Below are 16,463 nucleotides of genomic sequence, written 5' to 3' on the forward strand. Positions count from 1 at the left end.
TCTATAGTAACGCGTTGCGTTATTAACGGCAAGCGTTACTACCTTTGGCAGCTCAATCCGCCGGTATCAGCGCGAACCCCGTATCCGGCCGCGAGATCCCCTGCGAGAACGCCGCCAGCGAATCCGACCTGGAGTCGATGCGCCAGTCGTTCGTCGAGCGTTCTCCGCCGACGTAGCTCGTGATCGCCAGGCTGAACCAGCTGAAGCCGATGATGTCCGCGTTCTTGGGGTCCGCGAATCCGTCGAAGAAGCTCTTCACCCAGGTCGCCTTATGGCCGTCGGTCTCCGATGCTCCGACTTCGGCGAGGAAGATCGGCTTGGTCGTCAGTGCCCGGAGCTGGTTGAGGCTCGCGTCGTAGGTGTAGGACGAGGTGAAGTCGTTCCCGGCACGCCACGGCGGGCGCAGGTAGCCCGAGAGTCCCACCCAGTCGACGTAGTCGTCCCCGGGGTAATAGCCGTTCAGGAACTCCTGTGTGGCGTGCGACGCCGGCCGCATGTTGTTGATGATGTTCGGTGCCCACACCCAGATCACCAGATTGTTCGCGCCCTCCTGCTGGAAGATGTCGTGGACGTGCCGCCACATCCTCACGTAATCGCCCACGTTGTTCCCGTTGATCGGCTTGTTCGCTCCTGTGAGCTCAGACCACGGATACCACGTGCCGTTCATCTCGTGGTCCAGGCGGATCGCGACGGGCAGCCCCGTCGCGATGATGTCCTTCGCGTACTGATGCAGGTACGCATCGAAGCCGCCGTCGATGATCTTCGGCAGCGAGTATTCGGGCGCAACGTTGGTGTTGTTGTCAGCCCCGATGGGACGGGACTCCCAGGTGAGCAGTGGGAGGCGGCCCTGCTGCCACGCGCGGGTGACGGCGCTGGACCGGAAGTTCTCATCCCATCCGCTGAAGTATCCCACGACGTTCGGCTGCACGCCGATCTTCTTGGACGTCGCGTCGAAGGTCGCCCAGTTGAACGGCGCCTGCTCGGTGTACATCCCGAAGTAGCGCTTGTCCGGGTGCAGCAGGCTGTCGCGGCTGGGCGCCGTGATGGTGGCGGCGGTCTGCGTGTTCCCCTTGCCGCCGCCCGTCGACGGATGCGCCGAGCCGCCGGACGCCGAAGAACCTCCCGACAGCGACCCTCCCGAGCCGTCGTTGCCGTCCGCCTTGAGCCGTGCGATCTCCTGCTGCGCCGCTGCGAGCTGCTGCTGCGCCGACGCCATCTCCTTCGCGTGCGCCGCCGAGGCGACGGCGGCCGCCGCGGCCTGACGCTTCAGCCGGACGGCCTGGCTGGCGACCGTGTCCGAGGTCGTGCTCAGCTTCTTCTTCAGCTGGGCGTTCTGCACGGCGAGCGGATTCGTCGCGGCGATGACGGAGTCCGCCACCTTCCGAACCGGGTTCTCGGGCGTCGACCAGACGAACCACGAGACGGCGACCAGACACGCGGCGAGCACGAGCGCCGCAACGGCGGTGACGCGGGCGTTCGTACGGCTGCGGGCCCAGAAGCGAGGAGAACTGGTCGACATGGTGCACCTCCGGATACGGGAGGGTTGGTTTCATCCACGACATCGGGGACCGGGTGGCCCCAGTGTGGGGGCCACGGCGTGAGAGGACAACCCGATCCAGCCGGAATTTACCTGGCCGAAACGCGCCGTCTACCCGGGAAGTCCGAGGATCACGCCGTCGGCGTCGGCCGCTGCGGGGCTCCGTAGAAGGCGCGCTCGAAGACCTGGCGCGCACGGCGGGTGACCGCGAGGTAGTCCTCCTCCAGCCTGCTCGCGGAGCCGGGCGGGTACTCCATCAGGCGGGCGACGCCGTCCAGCGCGACCCGGTCGGAGGGCAGCACGTCGGCGGTCTTGTTCGTCCAGAGGGTCATCGCCGAGCGGGTGCGGGAGGCGAAGATCCACGCGTCGCGCAGACGGGCGGCGTCCTCCTCCGACACGAAACCGTGGGCGGCCGCGGCGGCCAGCGCCTCGAGAGTGGAGGGGGTGCGCAGCGCGGGCACGGCGGCGGCGTGCTCCAGCTGGATGAGCTGCACGAACCACTCCACGTCGCTCAGCGAGCCGCGGCCGAGCTTCAGGTGACGGGAAGGATCCGCGCCCTGCGGCAGGCGTTCGTTCTCGACGCGGGCCTTGATGCGCTTCACCTCGCGCACCTCCTGCTCGCCGATCGACGCGGGATACCGCACCTCGTCGGCGAGCTCGGCGAAGTCCGCCAGGAGGGGCGCATCGCCGGCGACGCCGCGGGCCCGGAGCAGGGCCTGGGCCTCCCAGGTCAGCGACCAGCGGCGATAGTAGGCGCGGTACGACTCCAGGGAGCGCACCGGCGGGCCGTTCTTGCCCTCCGGGCGGAGGCCGATGTCGAGGTCGAGCGGGAGGCGGTTGTCCTCGGTCAGCCGGTTCAGTTCCGAGACGATCGTCAGCGCGGCGCGGTTGGCCGCCTCCTGGTCCGCCGCCAGTGGACGGAACACGTACATGACGTCGGCGTCGGAGCCGAAGCCGAGCTCGCGTCCACCGAACCGCCCCATTCCGATCACCGCGAACTCGAGCTGGCCGGCGTCGTCCCGTGCGGCCCGGATCGCCCGCAGCACACCGTCGATCATGTTCTCGGTGACGTCGCTCAGGCCGCGCGCCAGCTCGTCGATCGTGGCGAAGCCGAGGATGCCGGAGACCGCAAGGCGCAGGATCTCACGACGACGCATGGCCCGGAGAGCCGTCGCCGCGGTGTCGACCGACTCGTGCCGTCCGAGGATCGCCGCCGTCTCATCCCGCAGCAGCGCGGCCGACCGCGGCCGCAACTCGTCCTCCGACTCCAGCCACGCCGCCGACTCCGGGATGCGGCCGAGCAGTTCGCCCGCGAAGCGCGAGCCCGACAGCACCCGCGTCAGGCGCTCGGCCGCGCCGGTGGAGTCGCGCAGCATCCGGAGGTACCAGTGCGTGCCGCCCAGCTCCTCGCTCAGGCGGCGGAAGGTGAGGAGGCCGTAGTCCGGGTCGGGGCCGTCGGCGAACCACTGCAGCATCACCGGCAGCAGGTGACGCTGGATGGTCGCGCGCCGCGAGACGCCGGTGGTCAGCGCGGCGATGTGGCCGAGCGCGCCGCGGGGGTCGCGGAATCCGATCGCCGCGAGCCGCGCCTCGGCCTGGGCGCTGGTGAGGCCGACTCCCCCGGCCAGCCGCGCGTCCTCCACTGGTGTGGAGGCGACGGCGCTGAGGAGCGGGCGGTAGAAGAGGCGCTCATGCAGGCCGCGGACCCGGTGCTTGATCTCGTTCCAGGTGGTGAGCAGCTGGTCGGCGTTCGGCGCCAGGCCGGTGGCCCGGGCGAGGATGCGGACGTCCGCCTCGTCGCGCGGCATGAGGTGGGTGCGGGTCAGGCGGCGCAGCTGCAGCCGGTGCTCCATGAGGCGGAGGCTGCGGTAGTCGTGCGAGAAGGTGGCGGACTCCTCTCGCCCGATGTAGCCCTGCGCGGCCAGCGCAGCGAGGGCCGACAGGGTGTCGCGCTGCCGCACCTCCTCGTCCGCCTGGCCGTGGACGAGCTGCAGCAGCTGCACCGTGAACTCCACGTCGCGCAGGCCGCCGGGGCCGAGCTTCAGCTGGTAGTGCACCTCGTCGTCGGGGATGTTGTCGGTGACGCGCTCGCGCATCCGCTGCACCGACTCGACGAAGTTCTCGCGGGAGGCACTGCTCCAGACCTTCGGCGCCAGCGCGGCGACGTACCGGTCACTCAGGTCGGGATCGCCGGCGAGCGGGCGCGCCTTCAGGAGCGCCTGGAACTCCCAGCCCTTCGCCCAGCGGTCGTAGTACGCGATGTGGGAGTCGAGGGTGCGGACGAGCGCGCCGTCCTTGCCCTCCGGCCGCAGGTTGGGGTCGACCTCCCACAGGCCGGGCTCGATGGCGGGCTCGTGGATGCCGCGCATGGTGAGCATGGCGAGGCGCGTCGCGATGTCGACGGCGCGTCCGGGTTCGAGGCCGGCGGACTCGACACCCTCCGTCACGAAGATGACGTCGACGTCGCTGAGGTAGTTGAGCTCGCGTGCGCCGGCCTTGCCCATCCCGATCACGGCGAAAGGCGTGGCGCGGACCTGCTGCTCCGGGAAGCGTCCAGGGCCCGAGCCGATGGTCATTCTCCGGGCGACGGCGAGGGACGCCTCCAGTGCTGCCGAGGCGAGGTCGCTGAGCGCGGCGGCGACAGCGTCGAACCCGGCGACCGGATCGGCCTGCTCCAGGTCGTAGGCGGCCAGCTGCACGAGGCGCCGACGGTAGCGGATGCGGAGGGCGGTCCAGGCGCGCTCGTCAGCGTCCGCGGCCACGCCGGCGACGGCGTCCACCGCGTCGAGGAGATCGGCCCGCAGCTCCTCCGGGCCCGGCAGGTCGGTGATAGGATGCGCGAGCGCGTCCAGCTCCTGCGGCTGGCGCAGGAAGAACTCGGCGATGCCCTCCGACGCGCCGATCACGCGGAACAGCCGGCGGGCGTCCTCCTCCGTGGCGAAGCGAGGCCGGGCACGGTCGGGCGCCTGCCGCAGCAGCCGCAGTGCCCACGCCAGCGCCGTGTCCGGATCCGCAGCCGCCGAGATCGCTCCGGTCAGCTCCTCCGGGTCGAGCCCGGTCAGGTCGGCGAGCTCGTCCAGCTCGTCGCGGACCGAGCTCAGCCCCACGAACCCGGCACGCGCCAGGGCGGTGAGGGAGAGCTGCTGCCGGGTCACTTCGTCAGCGGTCAGAGGATCTCGAGGTTGGTCCGCAGCTCGAAGGGGGTGACCTGCGCGCGGTACTCGGACCACTCCCGCCGCTTGTTGAGCAGCACGTAGTTGAACGCCTGCTCCCCCAGGGTCTCCGCGACGAGCTCGGAGTCCTCCATCAGCGAGATGGCGTGGTCGAGGCTGGCCGGTAGCTGGCTGTAGCCGAGCGCGCGACGCTCGCCGTCTGACAGCGCCCAGACGTTGTCCTCGGCCTCCGGCGGCAGCTCGTACTGGCCCTCGATGCCCTTGAGGCCCGCCGCGAGGAGCAGCGAGAAGGCGAGGTACGGGTTGGCCGCCGAATCCATCGCCCGGTACTCGACGCGCGAGCTCTGCCCCTTGTTGGGCTTGTACAGCGGCACGCGGACGAGGGCCGAGCGGTTGTTGTGGCCCCAGCTGACGAAGCTGGGCGCCTCGTCGCCGCCCCACAGACGCTTGTAGGAGTTCACGAACTGGTTCGTGACGGCCGTGATCTCGGGCGCGTGGCGGAGCAGGCCGGCGATGAAGTGGCGGCCGATCTTCGACAGCTGGTACTGCGCGCCCGGCTCGAAGAAGGCGTTGGTGTCGCCCTCGAACAGCGACATATGCGTGTGCATGCCGGAGCCCGGGTGGCCCTGCAGCGGCTTCGGCATGAAGGTCGCGTAGACGCCCTGCTCGATCGCCACCTCCTTGATGACCGTGCGGAACGTCATGATGTTGTCCGCCGTGGTGAGCGCGTCGGCGTAGCGCAGGTCGATCTCGTTCTGACCCGGGCCGGCCTCGTGGTGGCTGAACTCGACCGAGATGCCCAGGTCCTCCAGCATCCGAACGGAGCGGCGACGGAAGTCGTGTGCGGTGCCGCCGGGGACATTGTCGAAGTAACCGGCGGAGTCGACGGGCTCGGGGCCCTCCTCGCCGAACGACGACGACTTGAGCAGGTAGAACTCGATCTCGGGATGGGTGTAGAACGTGAAGCCGCGGTCGGCCGCCTTCTCGAGCGTCCGCTTCAGGACGTTGCGCGGGTCGGAGACGGCGGGCTGGCCGTCGGGCGTCGTGATGTCGCAGAACATCCGCGCGGTCGGGTCGATCTCGCCGCGCCACGGGAGGATCTGGAAGGTCGTGGCATCCGGCAGCGCGAGCAGGTCGGACTCGTAGGCGCGCGTCAGGCCCTCGATGGCCGAACCGTCGAACCCGAGGCCTTCGCTGAACGCGCCCTCGACCTCGGCCGGGGCGATCGCGACGGACTTCAGCGTTCCGACGACATCGGTGAACCACAGCCTCACGAACTTGACGCCACGCTCCTCGATCGTGCGAAGAACGAAGTCGCGCTGCTTGTCCATCCTGCCCCTTTCCTCGGCCGGTTCCAGACTAGTGGTTCCGCGCCGCTGAGGATTCGTGCTGAATCGCCGAATAGGACGCCGCATAACGTCCATTCGTGCCGAATCGGTATTCCTCCCGCGTCACTAGACTGGCGCTATGAGTGAGCAGTCACCGGTGCCCTCCGTTCATCCGACCACGTCGTCGATGCAGTCGCTGAAGCGAGTGCGCACCCGGCACTTCCAGGCGGCCAAGGAGGAGGGCGCGCCGTTCACCGGCCTCACCAGCTACGACATGCTGACCGCGCAGATCTTCGACGAGGCGGGGATCGACTTCCTGCTCGTCGGCGACTCGGCCGGCAACAACGTGCTCGGCTACGACACGACGCTGCCTGTGACCATCGACGACCTCATCCCGCTGACCCGCGCGGTCGCCAAGGCCGTCAAGCGCGCGTTCGTGGTCGCCGACATGCCGTTCGGCTCCTACGAGACCGGGCCGTTAGAGGCGCTTCACACCGCCGTGCGCTTCATGAAGGAGACGGGAGCGCACGCGGTGAAGCTCGAGGGCGGCCGGCGCAGCGCCGAGCAGATCCGGCGCATCGTGGAGGCGGGCATCCCCGTCATGGCGCACATCGGGTTCACGCCGCAGAGCGAGCACGGACTCGGCGGTCACCTCGTGCAGGGGCGCGGGGACGCTGCCGAGCAGGTGCTTGCCGACGCTCACGCGGTCGAGGAGGCGGGGGCCTTCGCGGTCGTGCTGGAGATGGTGCCCGCCGAGGTGGCGAAGCGCGTGACCGCCGAGCTGCGCATCCCGACCATCAGCGTCGGCGCGGGCCCGCACACCGACGGCCAGCTGCTGGTGTGGACGGACTGGGCCGGCCTGTCGACGGGACGCGTGCCGCGCTTCGTGAAGCAGTACGCCGATCTGAAGACGATCCTCGGGGACGCCGCCCGCGCCTACAAGGCGGACGTGCAGAACGGCGCCTTCCCCACCGAGGAGCACAGCTTCTAGCGCCGCCGGGAGGCACCGCTCAGCGGTTCTCCTCGGCGTCCTCCTCGGCCCACTTCGCGGAGTTCTCGCGCAGCTTCTCGAGCGCATGCTCCGCCTCGTCGCGGGTGTCGAACGGACCGACGCGGTTCGGAGCCGGCGACAGGAAACCCTGCTCCACCTCGCCGGTCTTCATGTTGTACCAGTACTTGTGCTCGGCGTCCTGCTTGATGCCGTACTCGTCGCTCGTCATAGAGTTGATCGTATGCCCAAGGATTCCGCCGGTCACCTCATCCCCGGCCGCGTCACCGCGATGCGCCCGGTGCCGAGCCGCATCCCGCGGCCGGAGTACGTCGGCCGACCGGGGCCCGCGCCCTACACCCGCGGCGACGTCTACACGCCCGACGAGGTGGCGCTGATCCGCGAGTCCGGCCGGATCGCCGCGCAGGCCATCGCGCTGGTCGGCGAGAACGTCCGACCGGGCGTGACGACCGAGGAGCTGGACGCGATCGGGCACGAGTTCCTGCTCGACCACGACGCCTACCCGTCCACCCTGGGCTACCGCGGGTTCACGAAGTCGATCTGCAGCTCGGTCAACGAGGTCGTCTGCCACGGCATCCCCGACGACACGGTGATCGAGGAGGGCGACATCGTCAACATCGACATCACCGCGTACAAGAACGGCTTCCACGGCGACAGCAATCAGACCTTCATCGCCGGGACCGCCTCCGACGAGGTCACCCAGCTGGTCGAGCGCACCCGCGAAGCGCTCAACCGCGGCATCAAGGCGGTCGCGCCCGGCCGGCAGGTCAACGTCATCGGCCGCGCGATCGAGTCGTACGCGAAGCGCTTCGGCTACGGGGTGGTGCGCGACTTCACCGGCCACGGCGTCGGCGCGGCCTTCCACACCGGCCTGATCATCCCCCACTACGACGCCGCCCCCGCGTACGACGACGTGATGGAGCCGGGGATGGTGTTCACCATCGAGCCGATGCTCACCCTCGGCACGCACGAGTGGGAGATGTGGCCCGACGACTGGACGGTCGTAACCAAGGATCGGAGCATCACGGCGCAGTTCGAGCACACGCTGGTCGTCACCGAGCGCGGCGCGGAAATCCTCACGCTCCCCTAACGCCGCGCCCAGCGGCGACCGCCGCGGGCGCGGTAGATTCGAGGCATGACTTCGCAGAAGCACGCGATCGGCATCGACATCGGCGGCACGGGGATCAAGGGGGCTCTGGTCGATCTGTCGACCGGCGAGCTGCTGAGCGACCGGGTCAAGCTGCCCACTCCCGCGGGCGGCAAGCCCGACGACATCGTCGAGACGACCAAGGAGATCGTCGACCAGCTGGCCAAGGAGGAGCCGGAGGCGCCCGTCGGCGTGTGCTTCCCGGCGATCGTCAGCCACGGCGTCACCCTGTCCGCGGCGAACGTCGCGAAGGACTGGATCGGGCTGCACGCCGAGAACCTGTTCGAGAAGGCCCTCGGCCGCGACATCCACTTCGTCAACGACGCCGACGCCGCCGGGTACGCCGAGACGCGGTTCGGCGCGGCGAAGGGCAAGGACGGCCTCGTCATCATGACGACGCTGGGCACGGGGATCGGGTCCGCGCTGATCTACGACGGCATCCTCATCCCGAACGCGGAGCTCGGGCACCTCGAGATCGACGGCCACGACGCGGAGTCGCGGGCGGCCTATTCGGCGAAGGAACGCGAAGACCTCAGCTGGGAGAAGTGGGCGAAGCGCCTGCAGAAGTACTACTCGAAGGTCGAGTTCCTGTTCACCCCCGACCTCTTCATCGTCGGCGGCGGGGTGTCGAAGAACTACCAGGAGTTCCTTCCGCTGCTGAAGCTCAAGACGCCGATCGTGCCGGCCGTGCATCGCAACAACGCCGGCATCCTCGGCGCCGCCGCCCTCGCGGTGCGTGGCGAGCGCCGTGACGCGGGCGCGCGCGGCCGGAGCGGCGAGGTCGCCACCCCGGACGACGCCCCGGCGCCCACGCCGGCCTGACGGTCGGAGGTCTGAGGGATGGCTCGGGGTCGCCTGCGGGTCATGCTCGGCGCCGCCCCGGGTGTCGGGAAGACGTACGCCATGCTCGAGGAGGGCGAACGTCTCCGCGCTCTGGGCACGGACGTCGTCGTGGCGGTCGTCGAGACGCACGGTCGTGTGGCGACGGCGGCCCTGCTTGAGGGACTCGAGGTGGTGCCGCGCCGCCTGGTCGAGCACCGCGGGGTGACCCTCGACGAGATGGATCTGGACGCGGTGCTTCGGCGGCATCCGCAGGTCGCGCTCGTGGACGAGCTCGCGCACACGAACGCGCCCGGCTCGGAGCACGCGAAGCGCTGGCAAGACGTCGAAGACCTGCTGGAGGCCGGGATCGACGTGATCTCGACCGTCAACATCCAGCACATCGAGTCGCTGAACGACGTGGTCGAGCAGATCACGGGCGTGCCGCAGCGCGAGACCATCCCGGACGCCGTGCTGCGCCGGGCGGACCGGATCGAGCTGGTGGACCTCGCGCCGCAGGCGCTGCGCGACCGGCTGGCCGAGGGTGTGGTCTACCCGGCGGCGCGAGTGGATGCGGCGCTGTCGAACTACTTCCGGCTCGGCAACCTGACGGCTCTGCGCGAGCTGGCGCTGCTGTGGCTCGCCGACGAGGTGGACAGCGCCCTGCAGCAGTACCGCGCCGAGCACGGCATCGCCGGCACGTGGGAGGCGCGCGAGCGCGTCGTCGTCGCGCTCACCGGCGGACCCGAGGGCGAGACACTGCTCCGCCGCGGCGCCCGCATCGCGGCCCGGAGCTCCGGCGGCGAGCTGCTGGCGGTCCACGTCACGAGTCAGGACGGCCTCCGCGAGGCGGCGCCCGGCGTCCTGGCGAACCAGCGCGCGCTCGTCGAACAGCTCGGCGGCAGCTACCACCAGGTGGTCGGCGAGGACATCCCGCGGGCCCTGGTCGAGTTCGCGCGCGGTGAGAGTGCGACGCAGCTGGTCATCGGCGTCTCGCGCCGCAGCCGACTGTCCGCACTGCTGACCGGCCCGGGCATCGGCGCGACGGTGATCCGCGAGTCCGGCGACATCGACGTGCACATCGTGTCGCATGCGCGAGCGGGCGGGCGGTTCGCGTTGCCGCGCCCGAAGGGCGGCCTGACCGTCCGCAGGCGGGTGTACGGCTTCCTGCTGGCCCTGGTCGGCGGGCCCCTGCTCACCCTGCTGCTGACCACCGGGCGCTCGCACGAGTCGATGACGGCGGACGTGCTCAGCTACCAGCTGCTCGTCGTGGTCGTCGCACTCGTGGGCGGCATCTGGCCGGCCCTGTTCGCCGCCCTGCTGTCCGGGCTGACGCTCGACTTCTTCTTCGTGGAGCCGCTGTACACGATCACGGTCGGCGAACCGCTCCACCTGCTCGCGCTCATCCTCTACGTGGTGATCGCCGCCCTGGTCAGCCTCGTCGTCGACCAGGCCGCCCGGCGCACGCGCGCAGCGCAACGGGCGGCGGCGGAGGCGGAGCTGCTGGCGACCGTCGCGGGCGAGGTCATCCGCGGCGAGGACGCCGTGCAGGCGATCGTGATGCGGACGCGGGAGGCGTTCGGGCTGACCGCGGTCCGGCTGGTGATGCCGGGTGGAGACGTCGTGGCGAGCGACGGCACGGAGCCGGACGGCGAGCCCGCCCAGCGCATCCCGGTGGGAACCGTGGACGGCCGCGGCGCTGCCGACGCCCGCGCGAGCCTGGAGCTGTACGGCCGGGATCTCGAGGCGAGCGACCGGCGCCTGCTCTCCGCGATCGTCGCGCAATTGGATGCCGCCCTGGAGCACCGCGAGCTGACCGCCACCGCTGCCGAGCTCGCGCCGCTCGCCGAAGCGGACCGGGTACGGAGCGCCCTGCTGGCGGCCGTCGGCCACGACCTGCGTCGCCCGCTGGCGGCGGCGACCGCGGCCGTGACCACCCTGCGTCAGGAGGAGCTGGCGCTCAGCGAGGGCGACCGGGAGGCGCTGCTCGAGACCGCCGAGGACAGCCTGCGCGGGCTGGCCGCGCTGGTCACCGACCTGCTCGACGCGAGCCGCGTGCAGGCGGGCGTGCTCGCGGTCTCGCTCGCGCCGACCGAGCTGGACGACATCGTCCTGCCCGCTCTCGACGAGCTCGGCATCGGCCCAGGAGATGTGGAGCTCGACCTCTCCCCCGATGTCCCTCCCCTGCTCGCCGACGGCGTGCTCCTGCAGCGCGTGCTCGTGAACCTGCTCGGCAACGCGCTCCGCTACAGCCCGCCCGGCACACCGCCCGTGCTCGCGGCGAGCGCGTTCGCCGGGACCGTGCAGCTCCGGGTGATCGACCGCGGCCCCGGGATCCCCGAGGAGCGGCGGGAGGCGGTATTCGCCCCGTTCCAGCGGCTGTCCGACACCGACAACGACTCCGGGATCGGCCTCGGGCTCGCCCTCTCGAAGGGCTTCGTCGAGGGGATGGGCGGGACGCTCGACGTCGAGGACACGCCCGGCGGCGGCCTCACCATGGTGGTCTCGCTCCCGGCGGCCGGAGGTGACGCATGAAGATCCTGATCGCGGACGACGACCCGCAGATCCTGCGGGCTCTGCGCATCCTGCTCACCGCGCGCGGCTACGAGGTGCTGACCGCGCGCACGGGCGCCGAGGCGCTGTCGGTCGCCGTCGAGACGCATCCCGACCTCGTCATGCTCGACCTCGGGATGCCGGAGCTGAACGGCATCGAGGTGATCGAGGGACTGCGGGGCTGGACCAGCGTGCCGATCCTCGTCGTCTCGGGACGCACCGGCTCGGCCGACAAGGTGGATGCGCTGGACGCCGGCGCCGACGACTACGTCACCAAGCCGTTCGCCGCGGACGAACTGCTCGCCCGCATCCGCGCCCTCACCCGGCGGCAGACGACGACCGCGGACGAACCGGTGATCGCGTTCGGCGACGTCACCGTCGACCTGGCCGCCCACCAGGTGACCCGGCGGGATGCCGAGGGCGCGCATCCGGTCCGGTTGACGCCGACGGAGTGGCAGCTGCTCGAGGTGCTGCTGCGCAACCCTCGACGGCTGGTCACCCGGCAGGCGCTGCTCACACAGGTCTGGGGACCGCAGTACACGAAGGACACCGGCTATCTGCGGCTCTACCTGGCGCAGCTGCGCAAGAAGCTGGAGCCGCAGCCGTCGCAGCCGCGGTACCTGCTCACCGAGCCCGGGATGGGGTACCGGTTCGTGCCCGATGAGGGCCCGGGCGACGAAGGGGAATGGGCCGGCTGATACGCCGGGTTCTGTCTCGGCGCGCGAGGCGCCGTGGACGGCCATCTATCTCGGAGCGACGTTGCCGCCGCCCTCCAGCGGTCTACCCGGGGACGAGGCGAGCAGCCTCATGGTCCCCTGTCCGACCTTGCTCCGGGCGAGGTTTACCCAGCCGGCCGGGTCACCCCGGCCGCTGGTGGTCTCTTACACCACCGTTTCACCCTTACCGGGAGGCGAGCCTCCCGGCGGTCTGCTTTCTGTTGCACTTTCTCGCGGGTTGCCCCGGGTGGGTGTTACCCACCGCCCTGCTCTGCGGAGCCCGGACGTTCCTCGGCGGCCCGCTGACGCGGACCGACGCGACCGTCTTGCCGACCCATTCCGGCCTCCACCCTAGCGCAGCGGCGTCGGCCGAACCTGGGTCAGAGCCCGCTGTCCTCGCCGCGGACCAGGATGGCGCCGCTGTCCGGGCACAGCACGACGTCGTCGGCCGCGGCCCGGCGGATCTCGGAGAGGTCGGACTCGGTCAGCTTCACGTTGGAGCCCATCGAGACGCCGCGGATGAGCGCAGCGGCACCGATGCCGTAGCGGGTGCGCTGCCGCTCGTACAGCTCGATCAGGTCGGCGGGAAGCGCCTCGGCGATCGCCGCGCGGTCGGCCGCGGCGGCCTTGCGCTGCACGTCGAGCTTGCCGGCCTCCTCGTCGCGCTGCGCCTCCAGCGCCTCCACGCGCGAGCCGAGTTCGGCGCGCTCCGCCTCCACCGCGGCGAGCGCGCCCTCCAGCGTCCCGACGCGCTCCATGACGTTCAGCTCGATCTCCTCGAGGTCGTCCTTGCGGCGGGCCAGCGAGGCGAGTTCAGCCTCGAGCGCCTGCACGTCCTTGACGGACGCCGTCTGCTGCACCCGGTCGGTGTCGCGCTTGACCCGGGCCTCGACCACCTCGACATCGGACTCGACGCGCTTCAGCTCGGCGCGGGCGTCCTCCAGCTCACCGGTGGCGGCGATCCAGCGGGCACGCAGGGCCTCGACCTCGGGCTGGAGCTTCGCCAGCTCGGCCAGCTGCGGCAGGTTCTTGGCCGCGTGCGCGAGCTGCGCGAGGCGGGTGTCGGCGGCCTGCAGGCGCAGGAGCTCGTTCTGGTCGGCGGGACTGGCTTTCACGATGCGGTGCTTCCTTCGTGCGGGGTGGTCATTGCAGGATGGCGAAATCCCACGGATCGGTGCGGAGCTCGCTGACGACGACCTCGACACCGGGGAGCGCCGCGCGCAGCTGCTCGGCGGCCGTGTCGAGCCAGAGCCATTCGCTGGCCCAGTGGGAGACGTCGAGCAGCGCCGGGCCTCCGCCGAGCGTCGCCTGCTCGCGCGCCTCGGACGCCGGGTGGTGGCGCAGGTCGGCGGTGATGTAGACGTCGGCCGTTCGCACGGCGTCGGAGCCCAGCAGCGAGTCGCCCGCTCCCCCGCACACGGCGACGCGCGTGACGGGCTGGTGGTAGTCGCCCGCCGCTCTCACGCCGCCGGCGGTCGGCGGCAGCAGATCGGCCACCGCACGGGCCAGCTGGCCGAGCGTCGTGGGCTGCGCGAGGTCGCCCACCCGGCCGATGCCGGTCACGCCGTCGGCGGCCGCGGCGATGGGACTCGTGTCGTGGAGGCCGAGGCGCGCGGCGAGCACATCGCTGGTGCCGTCGGCGACCACGTCGGCGGTGGTGTGCGCGGCGTAGAGCGCGACGCCTCCGCGGATGAGCCGCGCGAGGAGGGCGCCCTTGTAACGGTCCTCCGCGATGCTCGTCACGCCGCGCAGGAGCAGCGGATGGTGGGCGATGAGCAGGTCGGCGCGCAGCTCGACAGCCTCATCGACCGTCGCGGCGACGGCATCCACCGCCAGCAGGATGCGCTCCACGGGAGCCGCCGGATCGCCGGTGACGAGCCCGGGCGCATCCCAGCTCTCGGCACCGGCGAGCGGCCACAGCTGCTCGACGGTGTCGCGGACGGAGGCGAGGGTGTTCGGCACGTCGATCAGCCTACGGGATGGGTCCGCGGCACGAGCGGGCGGCCTTGGATCTGTGGAGAACCCGGCATGCGCGTCTGCCTGTGGAGGGCGTCACTCGACGGACTGCTCCTGCCGGCGCACCGCCGGCGCGGCCGACACCAGCACGCCGAACAGCCCGATCACGAGGGCGATCACGACGCCGATGTTGCTCGTGCCGATCCCCGCCTGCGGATCGATCCCGATCATCCGGAACAGATACCCTTCCCAGCCGAGCCAGGACAGCGGCGAGCTCACCGTCCCGAGCCCGACCGCCGTTGCCGCCACCAGGAGGCCCAGATTGGTCCAGCGCCAGTCCGGATAGGCGCCGCCGCGCTCCAGCAGCGACGGCGAGTGCAGGCGCCGGGTCCGCAGCATCATCTCCCCGGAGAACACGCCGACCCACGCCGCGACCGGCACCGACAGCGCGGTCGGCACCCCGCGGATCACCGAGGACAGGTCGGTCACCGTCGCCGCCAGCACACCGCCGACGATCGCGATGGCGGCGCCGGCCACCAGCGTGCTCCACCGCCGCCCCAGCCGCACGCCGAGCGCGTCGATCGTGAAGCCGGTCGAATACAGCGTCAGCACCAGCGCCGAGATCAGGGATAGGCCGACCGCCAGCAGCAGCGGGACGGGGTACCAGCCGGGCAGCCCGAGGCCGACCAGCGCGCCGACCGGATCCTGGGCGAGGTCGGCCGCCCATCCGGGATTCGAGGCGGCGAGGAGGCCGCCGTACGACACGAGCACGAACGGCGGGACGCCCGCGCCGAAGGTCGCCCAGAGCATGGCCGCCCCGCCGGACGACAGCGGACGCTGGTAGCGCGCGACCTCCGCGCTGCTCATCGCCCAGGCGAGGCCGACGTAGCTGAGCACGAGGACGGCGCCGGTCACGACGTGCGTCCACAGGGCGTCGGGAGCATCCAGCGCCCGCGAGAGGTCGACGTGCTGCCACGTCGCCATGATCATCAGCACGATGAGGACGGCGGACGCGATGGTCAGCACCAGCTGGACCCGCGCCACCAGCGCGTACCCGATGTACGCGACCGCGACGGCGATGACGATCGTCACGGCGAGCGCGGCCACCGTCGCAGCGACGGCGTTGCCCGGCCACCCCTCCGCCTCGGTCAACGACCCCGCCGCCGAGCCGGCCAGCCACAGGAGCACGGAACCCCAGAACAGCTTGACCACGAGGGCGATGACGGTCGGCAGGAGGTTGCCGCGCAGACCGAACGTCGCGCGGGACACCACGAGCGTCGGCTGGCCGCTCCACTTGCCCGCGAGCGTGCCGAGGCCGAGCGGGAGGAAGGAGAGGGCGACGCCGAACAGGGTGGCGACGAGCAGCTGCCGGAGGCTCAGCCCGAGGACGAACAGGGTCGCGCCGACGCCGACGCTGATGAGCGAGGACGTGCCTGCGAACCAGAGCCAGAACATGCGGGAGGCACGGCCGGCGCGGGCGCGGAGCGGCGTCGGCTCGAGGTCGGACGCCTCGGGCGTGAGGATGCTCGGTCGGGCGTGGCGGCCGGCGGGGTGCGGGGCGGGCTCCTGGGCGGGTGGCGCATCCGGTGCGGACGTCTCGGACGGGGCGTCGGCCGGGGTCGGCGTGGGTTGCTCCGCGACCACCGCCGCGACGGGCGTGGCCGTCGGCTCGCCGCGCGGCTCGGGCGCCGCCTCGGGCTCGGGGTCGGCGTCGGGCTGCGGATCGGGCTCGCGCTGCGGCTGCGCGGCTGGGACGACCGGCACCGGCTGCGAGTCGCGCGGCGCCAGCTCCGGCGGGACGAAGTCGAGCGGTTCCGCGCGCGCGATCGGCCGGTACGCCGGCGGTTCGGGCTCGGGTGCCGACGACGGCTTTGCAGGCGTCGGCGGCTCCTCGGCCGGCCCGCGCTGCACCGGGATCGCCGCCGTCGCCACCCACGGGCTGAACGTCGGCTCCGGCCCGGTCGGCTCCCGCCGCACCGGCAGATCGTCGAAGCTGATCAACTCCGTCGGCGGCCCGGCCCACGTCTCGTCGTCGTCCGCGTCGTCGTCCTCATCGACGGCCGCGGGCTGCGCCTCCACCGGCTGCGCCTCCACCGCCGACGTCTCCGCGCGCGGAACGATGATCGGAATAGCAGAGGTGATCCGCGCGACCTCCTCCTCCAACGCGCTGGCGAGCTCGTCGTCGCTGTGCCGCTCGCCGCGCGTCGCCCCGTCCATGACGCCAG

General features: G+C 71.4%; 11 protein-coding genes, 1 other RNA gene and 1 pseudogene. 5 read left to right on the forward strand and 8 right to left on the reverse strand.

Features of this window, described 5'->3' with window-relative positions:
- Positions 1 to 52 precede the first annotated feature (52 nt).
- The 3 genes from AB0P25_RS00125 to glnA all read right to left on the reverse strand — a co-directional run bounded on the left by AB0P25_RS00125 (position 53) and on the right by glnA (position 6,041).
- Positions 53 to 1,519 carry a glycosyl hydrolase gene (locus AB0P25_RS00125; protein ID WP_363804670.1) on the reverse strand — a complete coding sequence of 489 codons (1,467 nt, stop codon included), beginning with the start codon at positions 1,517 to 1,519 and terminating at the stop codon, positions 53 to 55.
- A gap of 149 nt (positions 1,520 to 1,668) precedes the next feature.
- Entirely contained in the window at positions 1,669 to 4,692 is a 3,024-nt protein-coding gene (locus tag AB0P25_RS00130) for a bifunctional [glutamine synthetase] adenylyltransferase/[glutamine synthetase]-adenylyl-L-tyrosine phosphorylase (protein ID WP_363804671.1), read from the reverse strand.
- 11 nt (positions 4,693 to 4,703) lie between these two features.
- Positions 4,704 to 6,041: a type I glutamate--ammonia ligase gene (gene glnA / locus AB0P25_RS00135; protein ID WP_064109274.1), complete on the reverse strand. Its 1,338-nt coding sequence runs from the start codon at positions 6,039 to 6,041 to the stop codon at positions 4,704 to 4,706.
- Between the two features lie 136 nt (positions 6,042 to 6,177).
- Between glnA and panB the strand changes: the two genes are divergently transcribed.
- Entirely contained in the window at positions 6,178 to 7,029 is an 852-nt protein-coding gene (panB, locus tag AB0P25_RS00140) for a 3-methyl-2-oxobutanoate hydroxymethyltransferase (protein ID WP_363804673.1), read from the forward strand.
- Between the two features lie 19 nt (positions 7,030 to 7,048).
- Here panB and AB0P25_RS00145 read toward each other — a convergent pair whose 3' ends face one another.
- The gene (locus AB0P25_RS00145) at positions 7,049 to 7,258 is read right to left on the reverse strand and encodes an SPOR domain-containing protein (protein WP_115697159.1); all 210 of its coding nucleotides are present in this window, start codon (positions 7,256 to 7,258) and stop codon (positions 7,049 to 7,051) included.
- A gap of 12 nt (positions 7,259 to 7,270) precedes the next feature.
- On the opposite strand from AB0P25_RS00145, the gene map reads away from it, so the two are divergent.
- The 4 genes and pseudogenes from map to AB0P25_RS00165 form a co-directional block, all read left to right on the forward strand.
- Entirely contained in the window at positions 7,271 to 8,137 is an 867-nt protein-coding gene (map, locus tag AB0P25_RS00150; RefSeq protein WP_363804675.1) for a type I methionyl aminopeptidase, read from the forward strand.
- Between the two features lie 45 nt (positions 8,138 to 8,182).
- Positions 8,183 to 9,016, forward strand: coding sequence for a polyphosphate--glucose phosphotransferase (gene ppgK / locus AB0P25_RS00155; RefSeq protein ID WP_363804676.1), 834 nt, complete (start codon positions 8,183 to 8,185; stop codon positions 9,014 to 9,016).
- An 18-nt stretch (positions 9,017 to 9,034) separates the two neighbouring features.
- On the forward strand, positions 9,035 to 11,548 hold the full coding sequence (locus AB0P25_RS00160) for an ATP-binding protein (protein ID WP_363804677.1): 2,514 nt from the start codon (positions 9,035 to 9,037) through the stop codon (positions 11,546 to 11,548).
- Positions 11,545 to 12,228: pseudogene (locus AB0P25_RS00165) on the forward strand (response regulator); the annotation flags it as partial. The gene AB0P25_RS00160 and the pseudogene AB0P25_RS00165, both read left to right, overlap by 4 nt.
- A 20-nt stretch (positions 12,229 to 12,248) precedes the next feature.
- On the opposite strand, the gene rnpB reads toward AB0P25_RS00165, so the two are convergent.
- From rnpB to AB0P25_RS00185, 4 genes are all read right to left on the reverse strand, one after another.
- Positions 12,249 to 12,619: RNase P RNA component class A (gene rnpB / locus AB0P25_RS00170), an RNA gene on the reverse strand.
- Positions 12,620 to 12,662: 43 nt separating this feature from the next.
- Positions 12,663 to 13,397: a C4-type zinc ribbon domain-containing protein gene (locus AB0P25_RS00175; protein ID WP_363804679.1), complete on the reverse strand. Its 735-nt coding sequence runs from the start codon at positions 13,395 to 13,397 to the stop codon at positions 12,663 to 12,665.
- A 28-nt stretch (positions 13,398 to 13,425) separates the two neighbouring features.
- The gene (locus tag AB0P25_RS00180) at positions 13,426 to 14,244 is read right to left on the reverse strand and encodes a Nif3-like dinuclear metal center hexameric protein (protein WP_363804680.1); all 819 of its coding nucleotides are present in this window, start codon (positions 14,242 to 14,244) and stop codon (positions 13,426 to 13,428) included.
- Between the two features lie 90 nt (positions 14,245 to 14,334).
- Positions 14,335 to 16,455: a cytosine permease gene (locus AB0P25_RS00185; RefSeq protein WP_363804682.1), complete on the reverse strand. Its 2,121-nt coding sequence runs from the start codon at positions 16,453 to 16,455 to the stop codon at positions 14,335 to 14,337.
- Positions 16,456 to 16,463 lie beyond the last annotated feature (8 nt).

It is taken from the genome of Leifsonia sp. NPDC077715 (genome assembly GCF_040686855.1).
In the GTDB taxonomy this organism is placed as follows: domain Bacteria; phylum Actinomycetota; class Actinomycetes; order Actinomycetales; family Microbacteriaceae; genus Leifsonia.

Coding starts and splice junctions, on each gene's coding strand:
- AB0P25_RS00125 (WP_363804670.1), bottom strand. CDS start 1,519: ATGTCGACCAGTTCTCCTCGCTTCTGGGCCCGCAGCCGTACGAACGCC.
- glnA (WP_064109274.1), bottom strand. CDS start 6,041: ATGGACAAGCAGCGCGACTTCGTTCTTCGCACGATCGAGGAGCGTGGC.
- panB (WP_363804673.1), top strand. CDS start 6,178: ATGAGTGAGCAGTCACCGGTGCCCTCCGTTCATCCGACCACGTCGTCG.
- AB0P25_RS00145 (WP_115697159.1), bottom strand. CDS start 7,258: ATGACGAGCGACGAGTACGGCATCAAGCAGGACGCCGAGCACAAGTAC.
- map (WP_363804675.1), top strand. CDS start 7,271: ATGCCCAAGGATTCCGCCGGTCACCTCATCCCCGGCCGCGTCACCGCG.
- ppgK (WP_363804676.1), top strand. CDS start 8,183: ATGACTTCGCAGAAGCACGCGATCGGCATCGACATCGGCGGCACGGGG.
- AB0P25_RS00160 (WP_363804677.1), top strand. CDS start 9,035: ATGGCTCGGGGTCGCCTGCGGGTCATGCTCGGCGCCGCCCCGGGTGTC.
- AB0P25_RS00185 (WP_363804682.1), bottom strand. CDS start 16,455: ATGGACGGGGCGACGCGCGGCGAGCGGCACAGCGACGACGAGCTCGCC.